This window comes from Sporosarcina sp. CAU 1771 (assembly GCF_054482775.1).
Map to the genome: position 1 here is coordinate 92,432 of NZ_JBTLRN010000004.1, position 22,379 is coordinate 114,810.

Here is a 22,379-nt window from a genome sequence, read left to right on the forward strand (position 1 = left end):
GATGTTGGAATTCTATCTATTTTTCATTGATAGTCAACAAAAGCATTGTATTAAGTTAGTCGAATCGTTTAATGTATATATGCAAGCGCTTTCAATGGACTATTGAGAAAAGCGTAAATCAAAGGAGGAAATGGATATATGATAACGAATACAGAGGTAAAAGAACTTGGGCATTTTATTAATGGAGAAATTGTAGCTGGAACAAGTGGTCACTTCTCAGATGTTTTCAATCCAAGTACAGGTGTAGTAATTGCCCGCGTCCCTATTGCTACGAAAGAGGAAGTACAAGCCGCAATCCAAACAGCTAAAGCAGCCTTTCCTGCATGGCGTGCGCTATCGCTTGGGAAACGCGTTGAAGTTGTTATGAAGTTTCGTCAGCTAATGACCACCCGAATGGATGAACTCATTGACATCATTTGTCTTGAAAGCGGGAAAACAACCGAAGATGCCAAAGGAGAAATCACGCGTGGTTTAGAGTCCGTGGACTTAGCCATTAATGCCCCACACCTTTTAAAAGGTGAGTATTCTGTTAATGTCGGTGGGGATATTAATGCGTATTCCTCAAAAGCGCCTCTCGGGGTTGTTGCAGGGATTTCCCCTTTCAACTTTCCAGTGATGGTGCCACTCGCCATTACAAGTATGGCGATTGCTGTCGGAAATTCGGTCATTTTAAAACCGTCTGAACGTGTGCCTTGCTCTGCATTATTTTTAGCGGAACTGTGGCAAGAAGCAGGATTACCAGATGGAGTTTGGACAGTCATTAATGGCGACAAAGATGCGGTCAACGAGCTATTAGAAAACCCTTCCGTTGAAGCCATTTCGTTTGTAGGATCGACAGCGGTTGCTGATTATATATACACAACCGGTTCAAAATACGGAAAACGTGTTACAGCATTAGGTGGGGGCAAAAACAATATGATTGTCATGCCTGATGCTGATTTAGAACAAGTCTCCAACGCTTTTTTAGGCGCTGCTTATGGGGCTGCTTCGCAACGCTGTATGGCCATTTCCACAATCATTCCCGTTGGCGAAGAAACTGCAAATAACCTTATTAAAATACTGGCCGACAAAATCGGAAAATTAAAAGTAGGTCCGTATACAGATTCAGACGTTGACTTTGGCCCTGTTATTACAAAGCAATCTAAGGATGCAATCATCGGTTTTATCGACCGCAGCCTAGATGAAGGAGCAACTCTCGTTTGTGATGGTCGCAACCCAGACATCGCCAACAATTCCAATGGCTTCTATCTAGGCCCTACCCTATTGGACAACGTCAAACCTGGCATGGAAATTTATGAGCAAGAAGTTTTCGGTCCTGCTCGCAACGTCGTTCGGGTAGATTCGTTAGAGGAAGCAATCGACTTAGTCAATGCCCACGAATTCGGAAACGGTGTCACAATTTTTACGAATAACGGGGCAGCCGCTCGTAAATTTACAACAGAAATCGACGTCGGCATGGTTGGAGTCAACGTGCCAATTCCAATCCCTGTTGGTTATCATAACTTTGGTGGTTGGAAACGCTCTAGATTTGGCGATGGACATATGTTCGGGCCAGACCAGGCGCGTTTCTTCACCAAAACCAAAACCGTTTCAGAAAAGTGGTTTGAAGAAAACAGCGAATCCGCATCAACATTTGCTTTTCCAAGTAATAACGACTAATTTTGCTTTCCATTTGGTAGCCATATAATAAAATTAGCGGCCGCTCATTGTAGAGCGACCGCTAATTATTCGTCACTAAATAGATCCGAGAGTAATTTTTCTCTACGATCCATAAAGAACTTCGTTATTTTATAATGGTCAGTCATCTCATAATCAATTTCTGTAATCCTATCGTTATCAAAACTTAATATCGAGGCATTTGGATAACCAAGTAAGATTGGAGAGTGAGTTGCAATAATAAACTGCACATCTCCTTTTAAAGTTAAGTCATGAATGATTCTTAAAAAAGATAATTGCTTTGATGGTGATAAAGCCGCCTCTGGCTCGTCCAATAAGTAAATTGCTTTCCCTTTAAAACGATGAAGAAATAATGAAAAAAAGGATTCACCGTGAGATTGTTGATGTAGAGATTTCCCGCCGTAACTTTGAAAGCCATTGTCATCGGTTTCATCAATATGTGTTGCAAAGTTATAGAAGGATTCCGCTCGCAAGAAAAATCCATTTGTTATTTTAGGTAGCCACGAGAGTCTAATATACTTTCCGAGTTCTGATTCGGAGGCGTAAACATCATAGCTATTATTCCGCCCACCACCAGCCGTATTAAAATCACATCGATCAGCAATTGCTTCCAACAATGTTGATTTTCCTGAGCCATTCTCCCCAACAAAAAACGTCACATTGTTTTCAATAGTAATTTCTCTCAGATTTTTTATAATCGGGATTGAAAACGGATAGTTTTCCTGTGAAGGTATCTTCTCTTGTAGTAATGTTATTTTCCTGAGAAACACATACATCCTCCTTTGACAGTAAATCGTGGTCCAAATAAAAAGAAGCCAAGAGCCAACCTCATACTGGTTTCTCGACTCTTAGTCTATTCTTAATTAAACACTAAATCCCTAAATTACGCATCAATTCACTAATAAAAGAAGCTGGCTAGATCATAATTGCAGAGGTTCTTCGCCCTGCCCCATCTTGACAAACTCAACACGATTTCTGCCGTTTTCTTTTGCGACATATAAAGCCTTATCACTTCGCGAAATGACGGAATAGGATGTATCACCTGGTATTTGCGAAGCGACCCCAAAACTAGCCGTTTTCCGACCTACCTTTTCAAATTGGAAATTCGCTAGTGTTGCTCGCATCTTTTCGGCAAGATGTATAGCATCTTCCAAAGAAGTTGATGGACAAATGACGAGGAACTCCTCCCCACCCCAGCGACCGACCGTGTCGGATTCCTTGACGGATGATTTAAAAAGCTTCGCTGTTTCCACTAATACATAATCGCCAACCTGATGACCGAATGTATCGTTGACGCTTTTAAAATCATCAAGATCGATAAGAATGACAGAAAAAGGAGTATTTTCATTTTGGGAGCGCTTGAATTCACTTGCCAATACAGTGTCCAACAGTACTCGATTAGGTATTTGAGTCAGGCGATCTGTGTTTGCAAGATGTTCCAACTCAACCTGGATTTTTTCAAGTTGTTCGGTTCGTTCTAGTACTTTCATTTCAAGCGTTTCATTTAACTCTTTTTGAGTCTGTCGATTATCTTTAATAATCAACGTAATCTTATCCGCCAAAGCCAGTGATAAGATCAGAGCTTCAAACATTGCACTGTATGCAGGTATTTCCTCGAAGACAGCCAACGAAAGTGGCATGATACCGAGCATGACTAACCCCTGAATAATCATCGTTCCAAGTAAAATGCTCCAACCCAAAATATAAAAGCGCGCAGATTTATGTCCCTTCAACAAGAGCCTCAAACCCGAGATCCAGAGAAAAATCAGGACGATAAGAGCCATTGTCGTGATGAATATATCCGTATAGTATTGGCCAACTCCTGTAAATAAAGCAATTGACGATAGCAACGCAAGTCCAATCGAGATATTTAGGAAACGATTGCTTTTGGGCAAATGCCGTTTCATTTCTAAAAATTCCTTGCCGAATAATATCATGAAAATAACCATCAAATTGCAACTAAGACCAAGTGTTTTTGTGAACAGCCAAGGTGGAGCGATATGCCCGAATAACTCTACATCGAATGCATTCATAGTGCCCTGATACAACATAAAGCTGAACATATAGAGTGTGTAGTATAAATAAGATCGTTCCTTGAAAGAAAAATATAGGAATAGGTTGTATAATGCCAAAGCTAATAAAAACCCATAAAAGGTACCTGTATAAAATTTATACGAGATGACATTCTCTATGAAACTGTTATTGGAGTAAAGCTTAGTAAATATTGTCAACGGTAGCTGGCCGTTTAATTGCAGATAGAGTTCCTTTACTTCTGGACCTTCTATAGGAAATAAAAGTGATGGATAGTGAAAGGGTTGTTGCTCTAAGTTGAACAGTCCGCTTTCAAATGACTCGTAAGACCCATCTTCTTTTACAACGTGTACGGTAAGGTGTTCGATTTTGTCGTTATATTCCAACCAATGGATCTGTCCATCATTTGTAATGATATCGGTTACATTTAATTTCAGCCATATTGTATCATTCGTATGTAAGAAGGCTAAATATTTCTCTGTACTCGGTGTGAATGAAGAGTCATAGTCTCCAACTATCAGCTCGTCAATCGTAATGGAATTCGTTGAATCCTGCAAAATCTCGTAGTACATACCTAAATCAAATGTCTCTGACGATGTATTTTCATGAACTGCGCCATGAGTAGGTGTATGGTAGATGAAAGGCAAGAGAAGAACCGTGACAAACAGAATAAACAATAAATGCCTAGTTCTCTTGGAATATACTGTCACTTTTGCACCTTCTTTCAATGTCATGGCATTAGTAGGATATATCATACCATGAAATCGATAAATTGAGATAGTGTTCTTAGCCTTTTTATCCTAGTGATTATTCTAAAATCCTATACAGTGCGCTTCTATTAAATATGACTATCCATCTGACTTTCACGTAGCCTCCGAATAACTACAAAGCTCAAACAACGTTCCATCTGTGGATGCCGGGTTCATGTAAATCAACCTTCTTCCACGCGCATTCGTGCGTAATGTATCTTCCAAGAAACGGATCCCTTTCTTTTTTGCATCAGTTATTGCCTTGTCCAAGTCGTCCACCCGATATGCGACATGGTGGACACCTTTCCCCTTTTGTCTGATAAACCGAGCGATTGGAGAATTCTTATTCGTCGGCTCCAATAATTCAATCATTTTATCCTCGGTTCGAACGACTGCGACATGTACTTCAACACCAGGTACATCACTTGTATAACGATCCTCAACTGTCCCGTTTAACACGTTTAGATAGAATGGAAGAGCATCGTCAATGCTTCTGACCGCTATTCCAACATGATCTAATACATAATCCATTTTAATTCCCCCTTTGCATTGCCTTTCTATTTATGGACTTTGAAGAATGTGCTGAATGAGTAAATTACAATGTTATTCACCCTTACAATTCGTATAAAAAGGTCATATTAAATAAGTATACAATCACTTAACGATCGTTCAAATTAAAGTCACTTGTTTGGTCGAATTGATGCATATTCCTTTTGTACGGACTACAGGCGCTAATCTATAAAAAGATTAGCGCCCATTCTATGCCACGTTCAATTGCGTATGCATATAGAACTATTTCTATTCTCCCGCTATTTCCTTCGTGAAAATGAGTCAGGATATTTAATACCAGGCACCGTTGAACGAGAGATAATACTAGTTAGGAAGGCAATATCATAAAATCCCGCTTTAGTTTTAAAAGTAAATTGTCAATACTAAAATTAATTATTTCTGTCTCCTCATATTAATAGTCCAACACATTGGGCACATAACTCCATTTTTCATTATCAATTAACAGGCTCATTTTCACCTCTAAATTGCCACCTAAATATACATCTTGCCCTTTTATAGCTATGATCATTGCTTGCACAACAGGGTCGCTGTCATTTTTTTGATACACATCACCGATTTTAGGTATATACGTTTCCGGCAATTCAGCTTCTGCCTGGTGCAATATTTCTTCATCCGATAAATCTTCCACTTGATGTTGTAAGTCAATAATCGTTGCATCCTCTTCAAGTCCAGGTACCATCACCCAATATTCATTGTGTTTGATGCCATTCGATTTATTACTAACTACACCATTTTTCTCAATCGATGAAACGATTTCTATCGCATGAAGATGGTGGTGATCAAGCAAATCTGGTTTCGGGTTGATTACTAAAATGAAATCTCCAACTTTAGCCTTGACGTTTTTATCCAGAGTATAACGTTTTTGAAGGAAAATAAAGCTGTCTAAATGTCTAGGCTTATAATAATCAATGTCTTTCGCTGTAGCAAGCTGTTGTTCATAATCCTCCAGTCGAATGAGGTGAACAGACTCTTTTAGGAATGTTTTTACAGAATATACTTTGTGCAATTTATTTTTATAGTAAACAAACTGACCTCTACGAACGTTTAGTAGCCTCATTTTATAATCCCGCCTCATCGATAATAGTATCTGCTCCGCCATTTACTCCATTTGCTTGATCTTTTTATAAAAGGAAAGGAGCATTAAAATAAGAATAAAGGAAAAAGGAAGTCCTGCAATAATGAGCATGTTCTGAAATCCACCAATCCCACCAGAGTACATAACGATTGCAGCCATCGCTGAAAGGATTAGTCCCCAAGTAATTTTCACTAGGTTCGATGGATTTAGTTGTCCACCTGTACTAAACATACCGAGTACAAATGTGGCTGAATCTGCTGAAGTTATAAAAAATATTGCAATGACGATAACCGTCAAAAAGGATAGTATCGTTCCGATTGGATAATGTTGAAACATGCCGAATGTCACCGTTTCTGTAGCTAATTCAGAGAGCTTGGCAATCCCGTGTTGCTCCAAGTTCAGTGCCGAGCCACCAAAGACAGCAAAGAAGATCATTGTTACAAGTGTAGGTGCGATTAATACCCCTGTAATAAATTGTTTGATTGTACGTCCTTTTGATACGCGCGCAATAAACATTCCAACAAATGGTGCCCATGAGATCCACCACGCCCAATAAAAGATTGTCCATTCGTTAATCCATGTCCGTTGATCTTCGTTTACTGGTTTTAGCTCGAAACTCATTTGTATAAAGTTGCTTATATAATTACCAATTGTCGTTGTAAACATATTTAATATATACATCGAGGGCCCTACAATAAATAGCGTGCACAGAAGTAAGATTGCAAGCCACAAGTTAATCGAACTTAAATACTTTATCCCATTTCCAATACCTGACCAGGCGGATATGATAAAAATAACAGTCGCTATAATTAAAATAAGCAATTGAAACCAAAATGTTTTTGGTGCATTAAACATAAATGTTAACCCACTATTAATTTGCGCCGAGCCGAATCCGAGGGTAGATGCAACCCCAACGACAGTTGCAAAGATAGCAAGTGTATCGACGACTTGCCCGATTGGACCACGCATTGCCTTTGCTCCAAATAATGGTTCAAGTGTTGCGCTAATTAACCCAGGGGCACCGACACGAAATTTAAAATAGGCGAAGATAAGACCGACAACAGCATATAATCCCCAACCGTGAAATCCCCAGTGCAACGCAGTGTATTGAAGGGAATCCAAAATTGCCTGTTCCGATCCAGGCACAGCATTTGGAGATTTAATGAATGCATGCGAAATTGTTTCTGCTGTTGTAAAGAACATGAGCCCAATGCCCATACCAGCACTAAATAGCATGGCAAACCAAGCAGTCAAGCTAAAATCCGGGACATCGTCGTCTTTTCCAAGTTTGATTTTACCGAAGCGTGAGAACATCATATACAAACAAAAGCTAATCATTACAACGATGACAAGCATATAAAACCAACCAAATTGATTATAAATAAACTTAGTCGCAGAAGTGGTTATTTCATTTAAATGATCTGGGGCAAAAGATCCCCAAAGTACAATTGCAATACATATGATGATTGCATACCAGAATACTTTTGTAATATGCAACGAAGTCCCCCCATTTCTAATCTGTTTATTAGGATGTTCCATTCTAACTCGTGCTATTCATTTTGGAATCATTCGACCACGAGAAAATCGCATTCAATCGAAGTGAACAAGCTAATGTCTTAACGTTTTATAATTGACAAACTTGTACCAGTACACTAACCTTCTAATAGACCATTGGAGGAATTATTTATGTCAACAATTGCAAAGCAACAAAATCAAGTCATTCGGCCGATTCCAATATTAATTTCTTTTTTAATTGCAGGGTTTATTGGATTATTTAGTGAAACAGCTTTAAATATGGCGCTTGGTAGTTTAATGATGGAATTTAACGTTGTTTCCTCTACAGTTCAATGGCTGACAACAGGTTATCTATTAACTTTAGGGATATTAATTCCTATTTCAGCTCTTTTGATTCAATGGTTTAGCACACGCCAGTTGTTTATCGCATCTTTAATCTTTTCTATACTTGGAACGACTGTTGCAGCATCGTCACCATTTTTTGGTGTTTTACTACTGGGTCGTGTGATTCAAGCGATTGGTACGGGTTTATTAATACCACTCATGTTCAATACCGTTTTACTTATTTTCCCGATTAATAAAAGAGGGACAATTATGGGTTTAATGGGATTGGTAATGATGGTTGCACCAGCGATTGGACCGGCCCTTTCAGGTTTAATCATTGAGAAGTTAAGTTGGAATTGGATTTTCTGGGTCACGATTCCCTTTCTTCTTCTTGCATTACTTGCAGGAGGTTTTTATATGCAAAACGTTTCTACGGTAACTAAACCTAAAATAGACATAGTATCAATTGTTTTATCGACGATTGGTTTTGGTGGGATTGTCTATGGTTTTAGTATCGCTGGAGAAAAGGGATGGGGAAGTTCCATTGTTATTTGGACCATTGCAATTGGGATTATTGCGCTTGTTCTATTTTCAATAAGACAACTTCGAATGGAGAAGCCGATGCTTGATCTACGCGCATTTAAATATCCGATGTTTACATTAGGTGTTTTAAGTGTGTTTCTAACATTCATGATTATCTTATCTTCAATGATCCTTTTCCCGTTATACTTGCAGACTGGCTTAGGACTAGCTGCGCTAACAGCAGGACTCGTCCTTTTACCAGGGGGAATTATAAACGGAATCATGTCTCCAATAACTGGCCGACTTTTTGATAAATACGGACCAAGAGGACTCGTTACACCTGGATTTATAATTATGTTGATTATGTTATGGAACTTGTCGAACGTAACGACATCAACCTCTATTTTAACTGTGATCATCTTGCATTCATTGCTTTTTATTGGCGTTTCTTTAGTCATGATGCCCGCGCAAACGAACGGGCTGAACGAACTTCCAAGAGATCTTTATCCAGATGGGACTGCTTTACTGAATACCTTGCAACAAGTATCGGGTGCAATCGGTACAGCTGTTGCTATTACAATTATGTCCACTTCCCAAACAACCTATTTGAATAGCCTAACGGACCCCCTAGCTCCGTCCGCAGCTAGTGAATCTTTAACCGCTGGTGTTCAAACTGCTTTTCTTTTTGGATTAACACTTGCGACTGTTGGGCTAATCGCGTCAATCTTTATTAAATCCTCACGAGACCTTAAAGATTTAGAGAATTGATTAGTTAAGAAGACGGAAGTTCTCACTAAATTAATATTAAAACGACACGATGATAGGCGCTAGCGCTTCTCATCGTGTCGTTTTTGTTATCGGTTTTTTTAAAAAAGAGTTGCGAGTAAGAATCCATGGGTATCATTTTGAGTAACGTTGTAAGATTAGCTATTTAGTTGGGATATGAGAAATGTGCATCGAAGTTTCATCTACTATCGCATTTAAACACATTCTGGATATCAAGATTTCTCAATGAATTCGATCCTGCATCTTTATGAATAAGAATCATTTTTCAATGTTCTGGATACGAAATTTAAAGGATGAGTTACTCCGGGAGCTCCCGAAAGTCCTTTGCAAACTTTACGTTATGCATTTGATTATTTTTCGGTACCTCTACTCTTAAGCTTAGCGATTGATCAAATAACTTAGGATCAAAATAATAACATTCATCTGTTTCAGGACAATAAACACAATATACATCTATTTCATTTTTATCAATGATTCTTGTAACTACACCTTTTGAATCGCAATAAGATGATCGAAACCTAATTTCTAGTATGATGATACAAGGTAATTCCCCTCATCTCTATAATCTAGGCTATCAATTTGACACGCTTCCATAATGAATATCAATCCAAAGAATGTAATATCTATATTGTTTTTCAATGATACAAAACTCCAATGGCAAACGATGTATAATTCAGACTCCTCTGAACGTCTTAATAATTCCGTATATTCTTCATTTAATCAAGAGCCTTGAACGAGAACTACTTGTTATTTCACATAAATAATCGGCTCATAAATTGATCAATATCTAAATTTGATTTTATCATAACAATATCCTCCTAACGTAGAGTTAGAAAGCTCACGTCTATGTTCGCAACTTGACCGCTCATAGACCGATGCTTTAACTTCGTTAGAAGGTTGATATAGCGCGGATTAACCAATTGTACTCAGATATAAGTCAAGAGAATCTTCTACTTCATGTTCTACTAATGCAATAAAGTCACTGTAATCTTCTGTCGTATGTGCTTTGTCAAGTGCATCATAATAGGCTAATCGATTTTCTACCTTAATAATAACTGGTGGAAATCCATCCTTCATTACTTCTAAATTAAGCAAAAGTCTTGAAGTGCGTCCATTTCCATCTATAAAAGGATGAATGCCAACAAAAATAGCATGTAACATCGCCCCCCGCTCAACAGGATGTAGATGCACACCTTCGTTTTGATACCAAGTCATCATTTCGTCCATTTTTTCTTGGATCAAATAATGCGCTGGTGGAGTATGTCTAGCGCCAGAAATAAAAACTTGTTCTTTACGGTACACACCCGAGTACTCGTCATGAATTCCTTTAAGTACTAAACGATGTACATTTTTTATTTGCCATTCAGAAAATGGTTCTTTCATTTGAACAATTTCTTCAACATATGTAATTGCATCACGATGATTGATTACCTCTAAATGTTCTCTTAGTGTCTTACCACCAATTGTAATTCCTTCAAGAACCACTTTCGTTTCGTTCATGGTTAACGTATTTCCTTCAATCGCGTTCGAATTATAGGTCCACTCTAGAAATAATTTTTCTCGTAAACTTTTCAATGTATATTTCGGCAATGGACGAGCAGCATCTAATTGTAACTTCTTTTTATTAATGACTTCAAACAAATGAGTAACCTCCCAATTTTAGAAGTAGCGTATTTCTATTATTGTACCGCATATTGGAAAACTTCTATACCTAATTGAGATTCATCCACTTGAAAATCAGAAGGAAGAGATGTCAGTTAAAGATTTTCTTTGCATCTATTTTAAATTTAGTTTGCTTAACCAGTAAACAGTATAAGGTCGTATTTTCAATAGTAATCTGGTTATATTCTTCATTATTACATCCTATTCTGGCGTGAATTAACTAACAGCAAAAACTTATAGTCATACTCAAATCCAGTTACTTTCTCATAATCCTCTTTATATTCAAGTGCAACTGTTAAATCAAACATATCTTCAATGTCATATTCCTCAAGTGGTTCTACTATTTGTGCATACCGATAACTTTTCGATCTGTAATAATCGACAAGCCGGTTAGAAGCAATTTTATACAACCAAGTTCGAAACGCCGCTTTATTGATTTCAAAGCGCTAATAAAAACTTCCTGCGTAAGGTCGAGCGATAAATCATTGTCAAGTGTTTGCTTATAAAGATATGCATAGATTTCTTTGTAATACTTAGAAACGAGTGCATTTGCCGCAGACTCGTTCCCCGTTCGCTTTATTTTCTTAATCCAAAGTGCTTCATTGTCCATCTTTCATCACACACTTCCCCACTATTCCTTGCCACCCTATAAGTATATTCGTAATCGATTCAAAAATAGTTTGAAAACAAATAAAAAAGTTGTCGGTAAGGAGTAAATTCTTTACTCTTTGCCGACAACTTACCTATTTTGTTTCTATTTAGTTTAAACTCTAATCCATTCTATCTACCATCTCCTCTAGACACGGTTGGATTATAATCGCTAAATTAAAAAAATCTTCACAAACGCTATAACTTAAACGTTTGTGAAGATCTTTTCTTTGACTTTATTGCCATAAATTATGTACGTCCCAGGCAGGATTCGAACCTGCGACCGACGGCTTAGAAGGCCGTTGCTCTATCCAGCTGAGCTACTGAGACATGTTGTAAATCAGTCACTCGAATGTGACGACATTTATTAGTATAGGCAACTATTCATATAATGTCAACGCTTTTTTCAAATGTTTTTTAATTCTATGAAATCGACTTGTTTATGCTCCATATTATTGAACGTTACCCGTATGGTTTTATCCCACTCAATCACAGCGTACGTCGGATGTTTCCCGCCCCTTGGCTGCATTGTACTGCCCGGATTGACAAACAGGACCCCTTCAATCATTGACGCTCCATAAAGATGAGTGTGGCCGAACAAAACGATATCTGCGTTATTTTCTAACGCTGCGTAATGTAGGGACAAAAGCGATTGATTTACATTATGTTCATGTCCATGGACCATAAAAATTGTTTTTCCACCAATTGAAACAATGACATGGTTTGGATAACTCGAGTCAAAATCACAATTGCCTCTTACTTTATGCATGTGACTTAAAAAAGGGTGCTCAAATTCAAGTTCACTGTCCCCACAATGAAAAGTTGCATCCCCCTGTAGTGAGGAAACGGCTTCCACCGTTCCTACATCATCATGTGAATCGCTCATAACTACTATCTTCATTAATTATCCTCCGCTCCGGCTATCCATTTAGGAAGCTTTTCTTGAAGTTTTGAAAGTGCAGCACCACGATGCGATAGTTCGCTTTTTTCTTCCGAGGAAAGTTCAGCCATCGTACATCCTTTTTGAGGTACGAAAAAGATTGGATCGTATCCAAATCCATTTGCCCCTCGTCGTTCATGGATAATTTGACCGTCGCAACTACCCGAAAACGTTTCTGTTGTCCGACCGGGTCCAGCAATCGCTAATACACATCTAAAACGTGCTGTGCGTTCGTTTTGAGGTACTTCGCTCATTTCTGCAAGCACTTTATCGATATTGTCTTCATCGTTCTTCTTAGGGCCTGCAAAACGCGCAGAATAAACGCCAGGAGCTCCGTGTAGCGCATCAATCTCAAGACCACTATCATCGGCGATAACTACTATTCCAAGCATATCAGCAACAACTTCTGCTTTCAATATCGCATTCGCTTCGAATGTGTCACCCGTTTCTTCCACGTCAATAGCCTCTTCAATATCATTCAAAGACAAAACGCGAATTCCCAGTGGCAGGAAAAGTGTTTCAAAATCCTTCACTTTTCCTTTATTATTCGTTGCGATTAGTACTTCCTTCACGATTTTTCGCCTTCCACTGTTCCGATTAATTCCGCAATATCACCGAGTACTTCTGTTTGTATTGCAAACAAATCTTGAATACCTTCTTCAGCGAATGAGACGAGTCCATTCATTTCTTCTCTAGTGAATGTCGCTTCTTCTCCAGAACCCTGAAGCTCTACGAATGCGCCTTCACCTGTCATAACTACGTTCATATCAACTGCTGCAGACGAATCCTCTACATAGTCAAGATCGACAATCAATTCATTATCAGATGTCTTCCCTACACTAATTGCTGCTAGCATTGAGGAAATTGGAAACTTTTTTAATTTTTTATCTGTGTGTACTTTAGCCGCGGCCATTGTCATTGCCACAAATGCTCCGGTAATTGAAGCTGTTCTTGTCCCACCGTCTGCTTGGATAACATCACAATCAATCCAAATCGTCCGTTCACCAAGAGCTTCAAGATCCACCACTGCTCGCAGCGCTCGACCGATTAACCGTTGAATCTCCATCGTTCTGCCGCCAAGTTTACCTTTCGACGCTTCACGTTGTGTTCTCTGTCCTGTAGCGCGTGGCAACATGGAATACTCTGCAGTAACCCAACCTTTTCCGCTACCGCGTAAGAAATGAGGTACACGCTCTTCTATCGTAGCTGTACATATCACTTTCGTATTCCCAAAGGAAATTAATACAGAACCTTCCGGATGTATTAAGTAATCCGTTTCTATTGTTACAGGTCTAATTCTATTCGCTAATCTGCTTTCATGTCTCATATTAGTTTCCCTCCGCCATTTTAATACCGCACTCATCTTATCATAACCTAATTCATATACGCAAAAACCCAGAACGTCATAAATCGACATTCTGGGTTTTTACAACTGTATGTGCCTTACGTCAGGTTCTTTGATTGAGAGCCAGTCAGTAACAATATCCCGAAAGTTATTGATAGACCCAGTTGAGAAAAAAATGGGCTGAACTGGTTTCTCTGAAAGATTTCGAATTCCATTAATCAAAAGTGCCTGCTCAACATCCCGAGCAGTCTCAATTGCTGATGAAATAATTTTTACATGTTTAGGCAATTGACTTTCGAAGTGCTTTTCTAACAGCGGAAAATGTGTACAACCCAAAATGACCGCGTCAAAATCTTTATCTTCAATTTCACCAAGAGTTCTCCTAACCATTTTGCTTGCTTCTTCCGAGTTGTATTGACCACTTTCGACAATCGCTACAAAATCAGGACATGCTAACCGATAGACAGTCGCATCAGGTAACAGATTCCAAATTTCATAATCATATGCCCTGCTTTTTATTGTAGCAGTCGTCCCAAGAACAGTGATTTTACCAGTCTTGGTCGCATTGACAGCGGAACGTGCCCCTGGAGTAATGACTCCGATAATTGGAAAACTAAACAGTTCGCGTATATCATCTAACGCTATAGCTGTTGCCGTATTACAAGCCACTACTAGCAATTTAATGCCCATCTTGGATAATGCAGCAGCCATTTCTATTGTGTATGCGCGAACTTCTTCAGCCGGTCGCGGCCCATATGGACAACGTTCCCTATCACCAATATAAATTATCGATTCATTTGGAAGTCGTTTCATCACTTCTTTGACTACGGTTAAACCTCCAACACCCGAATCGATAATACCAATAGATGCATCCAATCGAATCCCTCAGTCCTCTTTCATCTCTTCATGAAGTTTTGAAAGCAAAAAGGAAAACTTCTTAATTTCCTCTTGATCAAAATCAGATAACACCGTATCTAAATAATCTCGACGCTTGTCAATAACCTCTTCAATTACACGTTCGCCCTCTTTAAGCAGGTGTATTCGAACGACACGACGATCTTGCTCATCTCGAATTCGTTGTACTAAATTGTTTTTTTCCATTCGGTCGACAAGGTCTGTCGTAGTGCTGAATGCAAGAAACATTCGATTCGATAAGTCCCCAATCGTCATATCACCATGTTCAAATAGCCACTGCAATGCAATAAATTGCGGTGGGGTTATCGTGTAATTCTTAAGAATTCTTCGGCCTTGTTGCTTGATGATTGCAGAAATGTGCCTAAGCTCCTTCTCCAATCGAGCAATGTCGTCATTCATATTTATTTGTGGTGTTATCTGTTCCGACAAGTAGATCAACTCCCTGAAAACTATTCCTATCTTCCCATTGTCACCTTTTTCTTACCGTAAGGCAATACTTTTCTAGCGCAACACCAATTCTCCAAGCCGTAAAAGCTCGATAATCGCTTGCGCTCTACCCGATACTCCTAACTTCTGAATCGTGTTCGAAATATGATTTCGGACAGTCTTCTCACTGATACCGAGCCGTCCTGCGATATCTTTTGTCGTATTATCGTCAACGAGCAGATTAAAGATTTCTCGTTCCCTTGCTGTAAGCAATGAACGGTGTTTCGATTCATCTGTCAAGACGCGCCCCCTCCTATCACTTTCACCTTAAAATATGTGACTAGAGCTCAGGCTGTGACGGCTATTTGACTAATTCACCATTAATTTGTGCTCTTGCGTTTTCTGTCCAAGGTTCGCTTTTACCTGTAACGCGATTAATCTGTACAACAGAGCCTCTACCTGTTAATACAATTTCACCTTTCTCATTCTTAATCATATAATGAATATCGGCAGAAGATGTTCCTGAAGCTTCAGTCATCACATAGACATCTAATTTTTCATCAAAAAATATTTGTTTCAAATAATCACATTGCATATCCGCTACAACAGGAATCGTCATTCCTTTTGGATCAAACCATTCGTTTATCATGCCTATATGTTTAAAATATTCGATGCGCGCATACTCATAATAAGCAAATGGAACAATATTATTCAAATGACCAAACATATCCGTCTCAGAAAACTTTACGGACACACTCACAGAAAACTCAAACTTGGAAGCCCACCTTGAAATATCTTTTATGTAATTTGCATTCACTCTATTTGCCCCTCTACATTATAATCAATAAGTGAATGAGCATTCACTCACTCTCATTATACTACTAGACTTCAATTATGAATGAAAGTAAAGAATTCCTATTCTTTACATAAAAAAATCCTGTCCAAGTACATTACATACTTGGACAGGATTTGGCGACATTAATTAGTCTACCATATGGTCGCTTCCGAAGAAGTTCTTGAATAGTTGAATTGAAGTTGCGCGGTTCATCGCAGCAATTGATGTCGTCAAAGGAATTCCTTTTGGACATGCAACTACACAGTTTTGTGAGTTTCCACATTCTGCAATTCCACCGTCAGACATTAGAGCAGCTAAACGCTCATCTTTGTTCATCGCACCTGTTGGATGCGTGTTGAACAGACGAACCTGTGATAGAAGTGCCGGACCAATGAAATTCGTTTTGTCGTTCACGTTCGGACAAGCCTCAAGGCAAACCCCACATGACATACATTTCGAAAGTTCATACGCCCATTGACGCTTGCGTTCAGGCATACGTGGACCTTCTCCAAGATCATACGTTCCATCAATTGGAACCCATGCCTTGATTTTCTTCAGTGAGTCAAACATAAACTGTCGATCCACGATTAAATCGCGGACAACTGGAAATGTTTTCATCGGCTCAAGTCGAATCGGTTGTGTGAACTGATCAACTAGCGCAGTACATGACTGCCTAGGACGACCATTAATAACCATCGAACATGCACCACAAACTTCTTCTAAACAGCTCATGTCCCAGTTAACTGGAGTTGTATTTTCCCCTTTAGCGTTTACAGGGTTTCTACGAATTTCCATGAGTGCAGAGATAACGTTCATATTCGGTCTATATTCTAATTCGAATTCTTCCCAGAATGGCTTTGAATCCGCTGAATTTTGACGAAGAATTTCAAATTTAACCGTCTTTTGAACAGTAGCATTTGTCTCGCTCATTTACGTCATTCTCCTTTCTTCGCGGAGTAATCGCGTTTACGTGGCGGAATAAGGGAAACGTCGATTTCTTCGTAATGGAAGATTGGAGCCGACTTTCCGTCGAATTTTGCCATCGTTGTTTTCATAAAGTTCTCATCATCACGATTTGGGAAGTCTGGTTTGTAGTGCGCGCCACGACTTTCGTTACGGTTTAATGCACCTAACGTGATAACTCGAGCTAAGTATAGCATGTTTTTAAGTTGTCTAGTAAATGTTGCACCTTGGTTCGACCAAAGTTGCGTATCGTTAATATTAATATTATTGTATCTTTCAAGAAGTTCAAGAATTTTTTCGTCTGTCTTTTCCAAACGATCGTTGTAACGAACAACAGTAACGTTATCCGTCATCCATTCTCCAAGTTCTCTATGCAATACATACGCATTTTCATTTCCATCCATTTTAAGTGTATCATCCCACTTTTGCTGTTCATCTTTAAGAGCTGCGTCGAAAATCGTCGAAGGAAGATCCTCTACATGACGCTTAAGGCCCTTCATGTAATTAACAGCGTTCGGTCCAGCTACCATTCCACCATAAATTGCAGATAGAAGTGAGTTTGCTCCTAAGCGGTTTGCACCGTGTTGAGAATAATCACACTCGCCTGCTGCAAATAGACCTGGAATATTTGTGTGCTGATCGTAATCTACCCATAATCCACCCATTGAATAGTGAACTGCCGGGAAAATTTTCATCGGAACTTTACGTGGATCGTCACCCATGAACTTCTCATAGATTTCAATAATTCCACCTAGTTTAATATCCAATTCTTTTGGATCTTTATGTGAAAGATCTAGATAGACCATGTTTTCTCCGTTTATACCAAGCTTTTGATTTACACACACATCAAAAATTTCACGTGTTGCAATATCACGAGGTACTAGATTACCATAGTCAGGATATTTTTCTTCAAGGAAGTACCAAGGCTTACCGTCTTTATACGTCCATACACGACCACCTTCACCACGTGCAGATTCACTCATGAGACGAAGTTTATCATCTCCTGGAATTGCTGTTGGGTGAATTTGAATGAACTCACCATTCGAGTAGTATGCACCTTGTTGATAGACAATTGATGCCGCAGACCCAGTGTTAATAACTGAGTTTGTAGATTTCCCGAAAATAATTCCCGGTCCACCTGTTGCCATAATTACTGCATCCGCTTTGAATACTTGAATTTCCATCGAATGAAGATTCTGCGCTTTAATTCCGCGACATGTACCTTCATCATCTAAAACAACACCTAAGAATTCCCAGTGTTCATACTTCGTAACGAGACCATCAACTTCAAATTTACGGACTTGTTCATCAAGTGCATACAGAAGCTGCTGACCCGTTGTTGCGCCCGCAAATGCTGTGCGGTGATGTAATGTTCCACCAAAGCGTCGGAAGTCTAAAAGACCTTCTGGCGTACGGTTAAACATTACACCCATACGGTCCATTAAGTGGATAATTCCAGGTGCTGCATCCGCCATTGCTTTAACTGGTGGTTGATTCGCAAGGAAATCTCCGCCATAGACAGAGTCATCAAAGTGAATTGCTGGCGAATCGCCTTCACCTTTTGTATTTACCGCGCCGTTAATACCGCCTTGGGCACACACTGAGTGGGAACGTTTAACCGGGACAATTGAAAATAGGTCAACCGGAGTACCCACTTCAGCCGCTTTGATAGTTGCCATCAAGCCCGCGAGTCCGCCACCGACGACAATCAATCTGCTTTTCGTCATTATTTGTTCACTCCTCAATTAGTTGCTACTTAATTAATAAAATTAATAACGCATTAGTCTTTAATCTGCATTTAGGTTAAACTACAAAAGCTAGAAGTGCTTGTACTCCGATTACTGAAAGTACAAGGAAAACTCCAATCGTTACGTAAGTTACAATTTGTTGTGAACGTGGTGATTGTGAAATTCCCCATGTTACTAGGAATGACCATAAACCGTTCGATAGATGGAATGTCGCAGCCAGTACGCCAGCAACATAAAATGCAAACATGAATGGGTTGCCTAAAATATTAGCCATCATATCAAAGTTCACTTCTGCTCCTAACGCTTTCTGGATTCTTGTTTCATAGACGTGCCATGCGATAAACACAACTAAGAAGACGCCCGTGATACGTTGAAGCATGAACATCCAGTTACGGAACGTGCCATAACGCTTAACATTATTTTTCGCCGTAAAAGCTATGTAGAGACCATAAAACGCATGAAACATGAGTGGGATATAAATAATAAACCATTCCAAATATAAAACAAATGGCAAATTCCCCATGAAATCAGATGCTGCGTTGAATGCCTCAGGACCGCGTGTTGCAAAATGGTTAATCACTAAGTGTTGAGCGACAAAAAGCCCTACCGGAATGATACCAAGCAATGAATGAAGACGGCGAATGAAAAAATCAGATTCTCTTGACAAGTCTTTTACCCTCCCTTATTACTGAGTTAGCAGTCAGCGATTGACATCGTTTTGACACGTGAATTTCGTTGACGGCATTCCTCTTCATGGTACAATATTAGAACATGTCTATTGTACTCCTCCAGTCTGAAGAGGTCAAGACGAGCTTATCTTTACTTGTATGAAATGTCAGATTATATTACTTTGGAAGGGTTGCATACTAAATTGGAAAAAAGTACGTATGGAGTGCCGACCCAATTCGGCTATGAACTATTACGAGATCATGTGCTGCCAAGTATTCTCGGGCCACATGAGAGCGATATTTTATATTGGTCTGGAAAAGAAATCGCTAGAAAATTTCCAGTTTTCAACGTAGAAGAATTACCTACTTTCTTTTTAGAAGCCGGATGGGGTTCACTCACTCTTGAAAAAGAAGCGAAAAATGAAGCGTTCTTCAAATTAAAAAATGATAGTGAATACATAAATATAAAAGAAAGAACGTTTCATCTCGAAGCTGGTTTTATTGCAGAACAATATCAAAAACTAAATGGTGTTTTAACTGAATGCTTTGCTGAAAAAATCAATAAACGAAATGATCCGCACATTTTGATACATGTGAAATGGGACCCAAAAACGAAGATATAGCAAAAAGGAGATGCAGAAGGAACATTTGCATCTCCTTTTCTATTTTTCAGTGTCCTGTTCTTCACTAAAATGCTTTGCAACAGATTCTGCTATAGATAACGGCAATCCCGCTTGTTGAAGCTCCCCTGCAGTAGCCTCGCGAATTTTCTTTACCGACTTAAAATGCTTCAACAACATTTTCTTACGTTTTGGACCCACACCTGATAAGCCATCTAATGCAGAAGTAAAAGAGCTTGCTCCCCTTTTTTGTCTATGGAACGTAATTGCAAATCGATGGACCTCATCCTGAATTCGTTGCAACAAATAAAAGGCTTCACTTGTTTTTTTCAGCGGTATGACTTCTACTGGGTTCCCGTATAACAATTGTGACGTTTGGTGTTTATCGTCTTTTGCTAAACCTGCAATCGGAATCGATAGACCAAGTTCGTCTTCGATAACCTCGCGGGCCACTTCCATATGCCCTTTTCCACCATCGATGACAATCAGGTCTGGCAGTGGTAAGTTCTCTTTCAAAACTCGAATATATCGCCTGCGCACAACTTCTCTCATCGCGCCATAATCATCATGCGCTTCCGCTGTCTTCGTCTTATATTTCCGGTAATCCCGATTGTTGGGTCTTCCATCTACAAAAGACACCATTGCCGACACTGGATCTGCACCGTGTGTATGTGAGTTATCAAATGCCTCTATACGTAGCGGAACTGCAATGTTCATCGCTGCACCAAGTTCTTCGCAAGCACCTATTGTTCGTGTCTCTTGACGCTCAATCAGGTGAAACTCTTCTCTTAAAGAGTTCTCCGCATTTTTCATCGCCATATGAACAAGATCCTTCTTTTTACCGCGTTGTGGAATATAAACTTTTACATCTAGCAGTTGACGAATAATATCGGAATCGATTCCTGGAGGAAGCAAAATTTCCTGCGGTTTTAGATGCTCTGACTTCCCATAAAACTGCCCAATAAATGTCAGCATCTCTTCTTCTGGCTCCTGATATACAGGGAACAAGGAGACATCACGTTCAATGAGTTTACCTTGTCGAACGAAAAAGACTTGCACACACATCCAGTCTTTAAAAACAGAATAACCGAAAACATCGCGATTCGTAAAATCGTTCATTGTAATCGACTGCTTCTCCATAACCATCTCAATGTTCGTAATTTGATCGCGATACTCTTTAGCACGTTCAAATTCTAGCGTTTCCGCAGCCGCTTGCATTTTCACGGTCAACTCATCTTTTACTTGCTTGTAGCCACCATTTAAAAAGCGTGTAATGTCATCCACCATAGTTTTGTATGTTTCTGCGGTAACCTCTTTAACACAAGGCGCTAAACACTGTCCAAGATGGTAATACAAGCAGACACGATCAGGCATCGTATAACATTTTCTATAAGGGTAAACTCTATCAAGTAATTTTTTAGTTTCAGTCGCTGCGAATGAATTCGGATACGGACCGAAATACTTACCTTTATCTTTCTTTACTTGTCTTGTAATAATTAGTTTTGGATGCCGTTCGGCTGTGATTTTTAAATAAGGATACGTTTTATCATCTTTTAGCATGACGTTATATTTCGGATCGTATTGCTTTATTAAATTCAACTCTAGAATTAATGCTTCAATATTGGATGACGTAATTATTGTTTCAAAATCTTCAATTTCGCCTACTAATCGTTGGGTTTTACCATCATGCGTCCCTGTGAAATAACTACGTACACGTTGCCTTAGCACCTTTGCTTTACCTACATAAATGATCGTTCCCTGCCGATCTTTCATCAAATAACAACCAGGTTGCTCAGGTAGAAACGATAGTTTTTGTTCGATTAATTCATTCAATAAGTTTCACCTACTAAAAAACCGGGCAGCCAATGAAGGTTCCCGGTTTTGATTAATTATGCTTTGAATGTTTACGCGTGTTTTGAGATTAGTTCTGCAAGTGCTTCTTTTGGTTGGAATCCAACAACTTTCTCGACGATTTCTCCGTCTTTGAATAGAAAAAGTGTAGGGATTGACATAACACCATATTTACCAGCAGTTTCTTGGTTATCGTCAACATCTACTTTAACAATACTTGCTTTTCCTTCAAATTCTCCGTCAAGCTCTTCAAGAACTGGAGCAATCATCTTACAAGGTCCACACCAAGGTGCCCAAAAGTCAACAAGTACGACACCTTCTTTTACGTTTTCAGCGAAATCTTTATCAGTTGCGTTAATAATAGCCATTTAATATTTCCTCCTTTTAATCGGTAACTCTGACTACATTGTAACACGCACTAAATTCATCGGCTAAATATATGCTTATGCTCGAACTGTCTATTTTCAAAATCGAATAAAACGATTCCCCTTAAAAATAAACAGCAAAAA

22 protein-coding genes, 1 tRNA gene and 1 pseudogene are annotated in these 22,379 nt (G+C 39.1%); 3 read left to right on the forward strand and 21 right to left on the reverse strand.

Features of this window, described 5'->3' with window-relative positions:
- Window positions 1-138: 138 nt before the first annotated feature.
- Complete coding sequence (locus tag ACXYMX_RS05605) at window positions 139-1,659, forward strand: CoA-acylating methylmalonate-semialdehyde dehydrogenase (protein ID WP_459043259.1); 1,521 nt, start codon at window positions 139-141, stop codon at window positions 1,657-1,659.
- 65 nt (window positions 1,660-1,724) lie between these two features.
- Here ACXYMX_RS05605 and ACXYMX_RS05610 read toward each other — a convergent pair whose 3' ends face one another.
- The 5 genes from ACXYMX_RS05610 to ACXYMX_RS05630 all read right to left on the reverse strand — a co-directional run bounded on the left by ACXYMX_RS05610 (window position 1,725) and on the right by ACXYMX_RS05630 (window position 7,641).
- Window positions 1,725-2,447 carry an AAA family ATPase gene (locus tag ACXYMX_RS05610; RefSeq protein WP_459043260.1) on the reverse strand — a complete coding sequence of 241 codons (723 nt, stop codon included), beginning with the start codon at window positions 2,445-2,447 and terminating at the stop codon, window positions 1,725-1,727.
- Between the two features lie 150 nt (window positions 2,448-2,597).
- Complete coding sequence (locus tag ACXYMX_RS05615; protein ID WP_459043261.1) at window positions 2,598-4,418, reverse strand: sensor domain-containing diguanylate cyclase; 1,821 nt, start codon at window positions 4,416-4,418, stop codon at window positions 2,598-2,600.
- Between the two features lie 153 nt (window positions 4,419-4,571).
- The gene (mce, locus tag ACXYMX_RS05620; RefSeq protein WP_459043262.1) at window positions 4,572-4,988 is read right to left on the reverse strand and encodes a methylmalonyl-CoA epimerase; all 417 of its coding nucleotides are present in this window, start codon (window positions 4,986-4,988) and stop codon (window positions 4,572-4,574) included.
- Window positions 4,989-5,418: 430 nt separating this feature from the next.
- Window positions 5,419-6,084, reverse strand: coding sequence for a hypothetical protein (locus tag ACXYMX_RS05625; RefSeq protein WP_459043263.1), 666 nt, complete (start codon window positions 6,082-6,084; stop codon window positions 5,419-5,421).
- A gap of 42 nt (window positions 6,085-6,126) precedes the next feature.
- Window positions 6,127-7,641: a BCCT family transporter gene (locus ACXYMX_RS05630; protein ID WP_459043264.1), complete on the reverse strand. Its 1,515-nt coding sequence runs from the start codon at window positions 7,639-7,641 to the stop codon at window positions 6,127-6,129.
- A gap of 147 nt (window positions 7,642-7,788) precedes the next feature.
- Between ACXYMX_RS05630 and ACXYMX_RS05635 the strand changes: the two genes are divergently transcribed.
- Window positions 7,789-9,231, forward strand: a complete 1,443-nt coding sequence (locus ACXYMX_RS05635) for a DHA2 family efflux MFS transporter permease subunit (protein WP_459043265.1) — start codon at window positions 7,789-7,791, stop codon at window positions 9,229-9,231.
- A 316-nt stretch (window positions 9,232-9,547) separates the two neighbouring features.
- Here the strand turns inward: ACXYMX_RS05635 and ACXYMX_RS05640 are convergent.
- The 14 genes and pseudogenes from ACXYMX_RS05640 to ACXYMX_RS05705 form a co-directional block, all read right to left on the reverse strand.
- Window positions 9,548-9,781 (reverse strand): annotated as a pseudogene (locus tag ACXYMX_RS05640) (group I intron-associated PD-(D/E)XK endonuclease); the annotation flags it as partial.
- 380 nt (window positions 9,782-10,161) lie between these two features.
- Window positions 10,162-10,890 carry a Fic family protein gene (locus ACXYMX_RS05645; protein WP_459043266.1) on the reverse strand — a complete coding sequence of 243 codons (729 nt, stop codon included), beginning with the start codon at window positions 10,888-10,890 and terminating at the stop codon, window positions 10,162-10,164.
- A gap of 361 nt (window positions 10,891-11,251) precedes the next feature.
- Complete coding sequence (locus ACXYMX_RS05650) at window positions 11,252-11,521, reverse strand: RNA polymerase sigma factor (RefSeq protein ID WP_459043267.1); 270 nt, start codon at window positions 11,519-11,521, stop codon at window positions 11,252-11,254.
- Between the two features lie 294 nt (window positions 11,522-11,815).
- Window positions 11,816-11,889 (reverse strand) — tRNA-Arg (locus tag ACXYMX_RS05655).
- 76 nt (window positions 11,890-11,965) lie between these two features.
- Window positions 11,966-12,460 (reverse strand): metallophosphoesterase, encoded by a 495-nt coding sequence (locus ACXYMX_RS05660; RefSeq protein ID WP_459043268.1) that lies wholly within the window; start codon window positions 12,458-12,460, stop codon window positions 11,966-11,968.
- The gene (locus ACXYMX_RS05665; RefSeq protein ID WP_459043269.1) at window positions 12,460-13,071 is read right to left on the reverse strand and encodes an XTP/dITP diphosphatase; all 612 of its coding nucleotides are present in this window, start codon (window positions 13,069-13,071) and stop codon (window positions 12,460-12,462) included. Before ACXYMX_RS05665 ends, ACXYMX_RS05660 begins: the two co-directional genes overlap by 1 nt.
- Complete coding sequence (rph, locus tag ACXYMX_RS05670; protein ID WP_459043270.1) at window positions 13,068-13,826, reverse strand: ribonuclease PH; 759 nt, start codon at window positions 13,824-13,826, stop codon at window positions 13,068-13,070. The genes ACXYMX_RS05665 and rph overlap by 4 nt, the downstream gene beginning before the upstream one ends.
- A 99-nt stretch (window positions 13,827-13,925) precedes the next feature.
- A complete protein-coding gene (gene racE, locus ACXYMX_RS05675; protein ID WP_459043271.1) occupies window positions 13,926-14,720 on the reverse strand; it encodes a glutamate racemase in 795 nt (264 codons plus the stop codon).
- 9 nt (window positions 14,721-14,729) lie between these two features.
- Window positions 14,730-15,158: a MarR family winged helix-turn-helix transcriptional regulator gene (locus tag ACXYMX_RS05680; RefSeq protein ID WP_459043320.1), complete on the reverse strand. Its 429-nt coding sequence runs from the start codon at window positions 15,156-15,158 to the stop codon at window positions 14,730-14,732.
- 102 nt (window positions 15,159-15,260) lie between these two features.
- Complete coding sequence (locus ACXYMX_RS05685) at window positions 15,261-15,485, reverse strand: helix-turn-helix domain-containing protein (RefSeq protein WP_459043272.1); 225 nt, start codon at window positions 15,483-15,485, stop codon at window positions 15,261-15,263.
- 61 nt (window positions 15,486-15,546) lie between these two features.
- Window positions 15,547-16,002: an acyl-CoA thioesterase gene (locus tag ACXYMX_RS05690; protein WP_459043273.1), complete on the reverse strand. Its 456-nt coding sequence runs from the start codon at window positions 16,000-16,002 to the stop codon at window positions 15,547-15,549.
- A 165-nt stretch (window positions 16,003-16,167) separates the two neighbouring features.
- Window positions 16,168-16,950, reverse strand: a complete 783-nt coding sequence (gene sdhB, locus ACXYMX_RS05695) for a succinate dehydrogenase iron-sulfur subunit (protein ID WP_459043274.1) — start codon at window positions 16,948-16,950, stop codon at window positions 16,168-16,170.
- Window positions 16,951-16,955: 5 nt separating this feature from the next.
- The gene (sdhA, locus tag ACXYMX_RS05700) at window positions 16,956-18,710 is read right to left on the reverse strand and encodes a succinate dehydrogenase flavoprotein subunit (protein WP_459043275.1); all 1,755 of its coding nucleotides are present in this window, start codon (window positions 18,708-18,710) and stop codon (window positions 16,956-16,958) included.
- 76 nt (window positions 18,711-18,786) lie between these two features.
- Window positions 18,787-19,398: a succinate dehydrogenase cytochrome b558 subunit gene (locus tag ACXYMX_RS05705; RefSeq protein ID WP_459043276.1), complete on the reverse strand. Its 612-nt coding sequence runs from the start codon at window positions 19,396-19,398 to the stop codon at window positions 18,787-18,789.
- A gap of 204 nt (window positions 19,399-19,602) precedes the next feature.
- Here ACXYMX_RS05705 and ACXYMX_RS05710 point away from each other — a divergent pair, with 204 nt between their 5' ends.
- Complete coding sequence (locus ACXYMX_RS05710; RefSeq protein ID WP_459043277.1) at window positions 19,603-20,022, forward strand: YslB family protein; 420 nt, start codon at window positions 19,603-19,605, stop codon at window positions 20,020-20,022.
- 39 nt (window positions 20,023-20,061) lie between these two features.
- Here ACXYMX_RS05710 and uvrC read toward each other — a convergent pair whose 3' ends face one another.
- Together uvrC and trxA are read right to left on the reverse strand one after the other, a co-directional pair.
- Window positions 20,062-21,852 carry an excinuclease ABC subunit UvrC gene (gene uvrC, locus ACXYMX_RS05715; RefSeq protein ID WP_459043278.1) on the reverse strand — a complete coding sequence of 597 codons (1,791 nt, stop codon included), beginning with the start codon at window positions 21,850-21,852 and terminating at the stop codon, window positions 20,062-20,064.
- Between the two features lie 71 nt (window positions 21,853-21,923).
- Entirely contained in the window at window positions 21,924-22,238 is a 315-nt protein-coding gene (gene trxA / locus ACXYMX_RS05720) for a thioredoxin (RefSeq protein ID WP_459043279.1), read from the reverse strand.
- Between the last annotated feature and the right edge of the window lie 141 nt (window positions 22,239-22,379).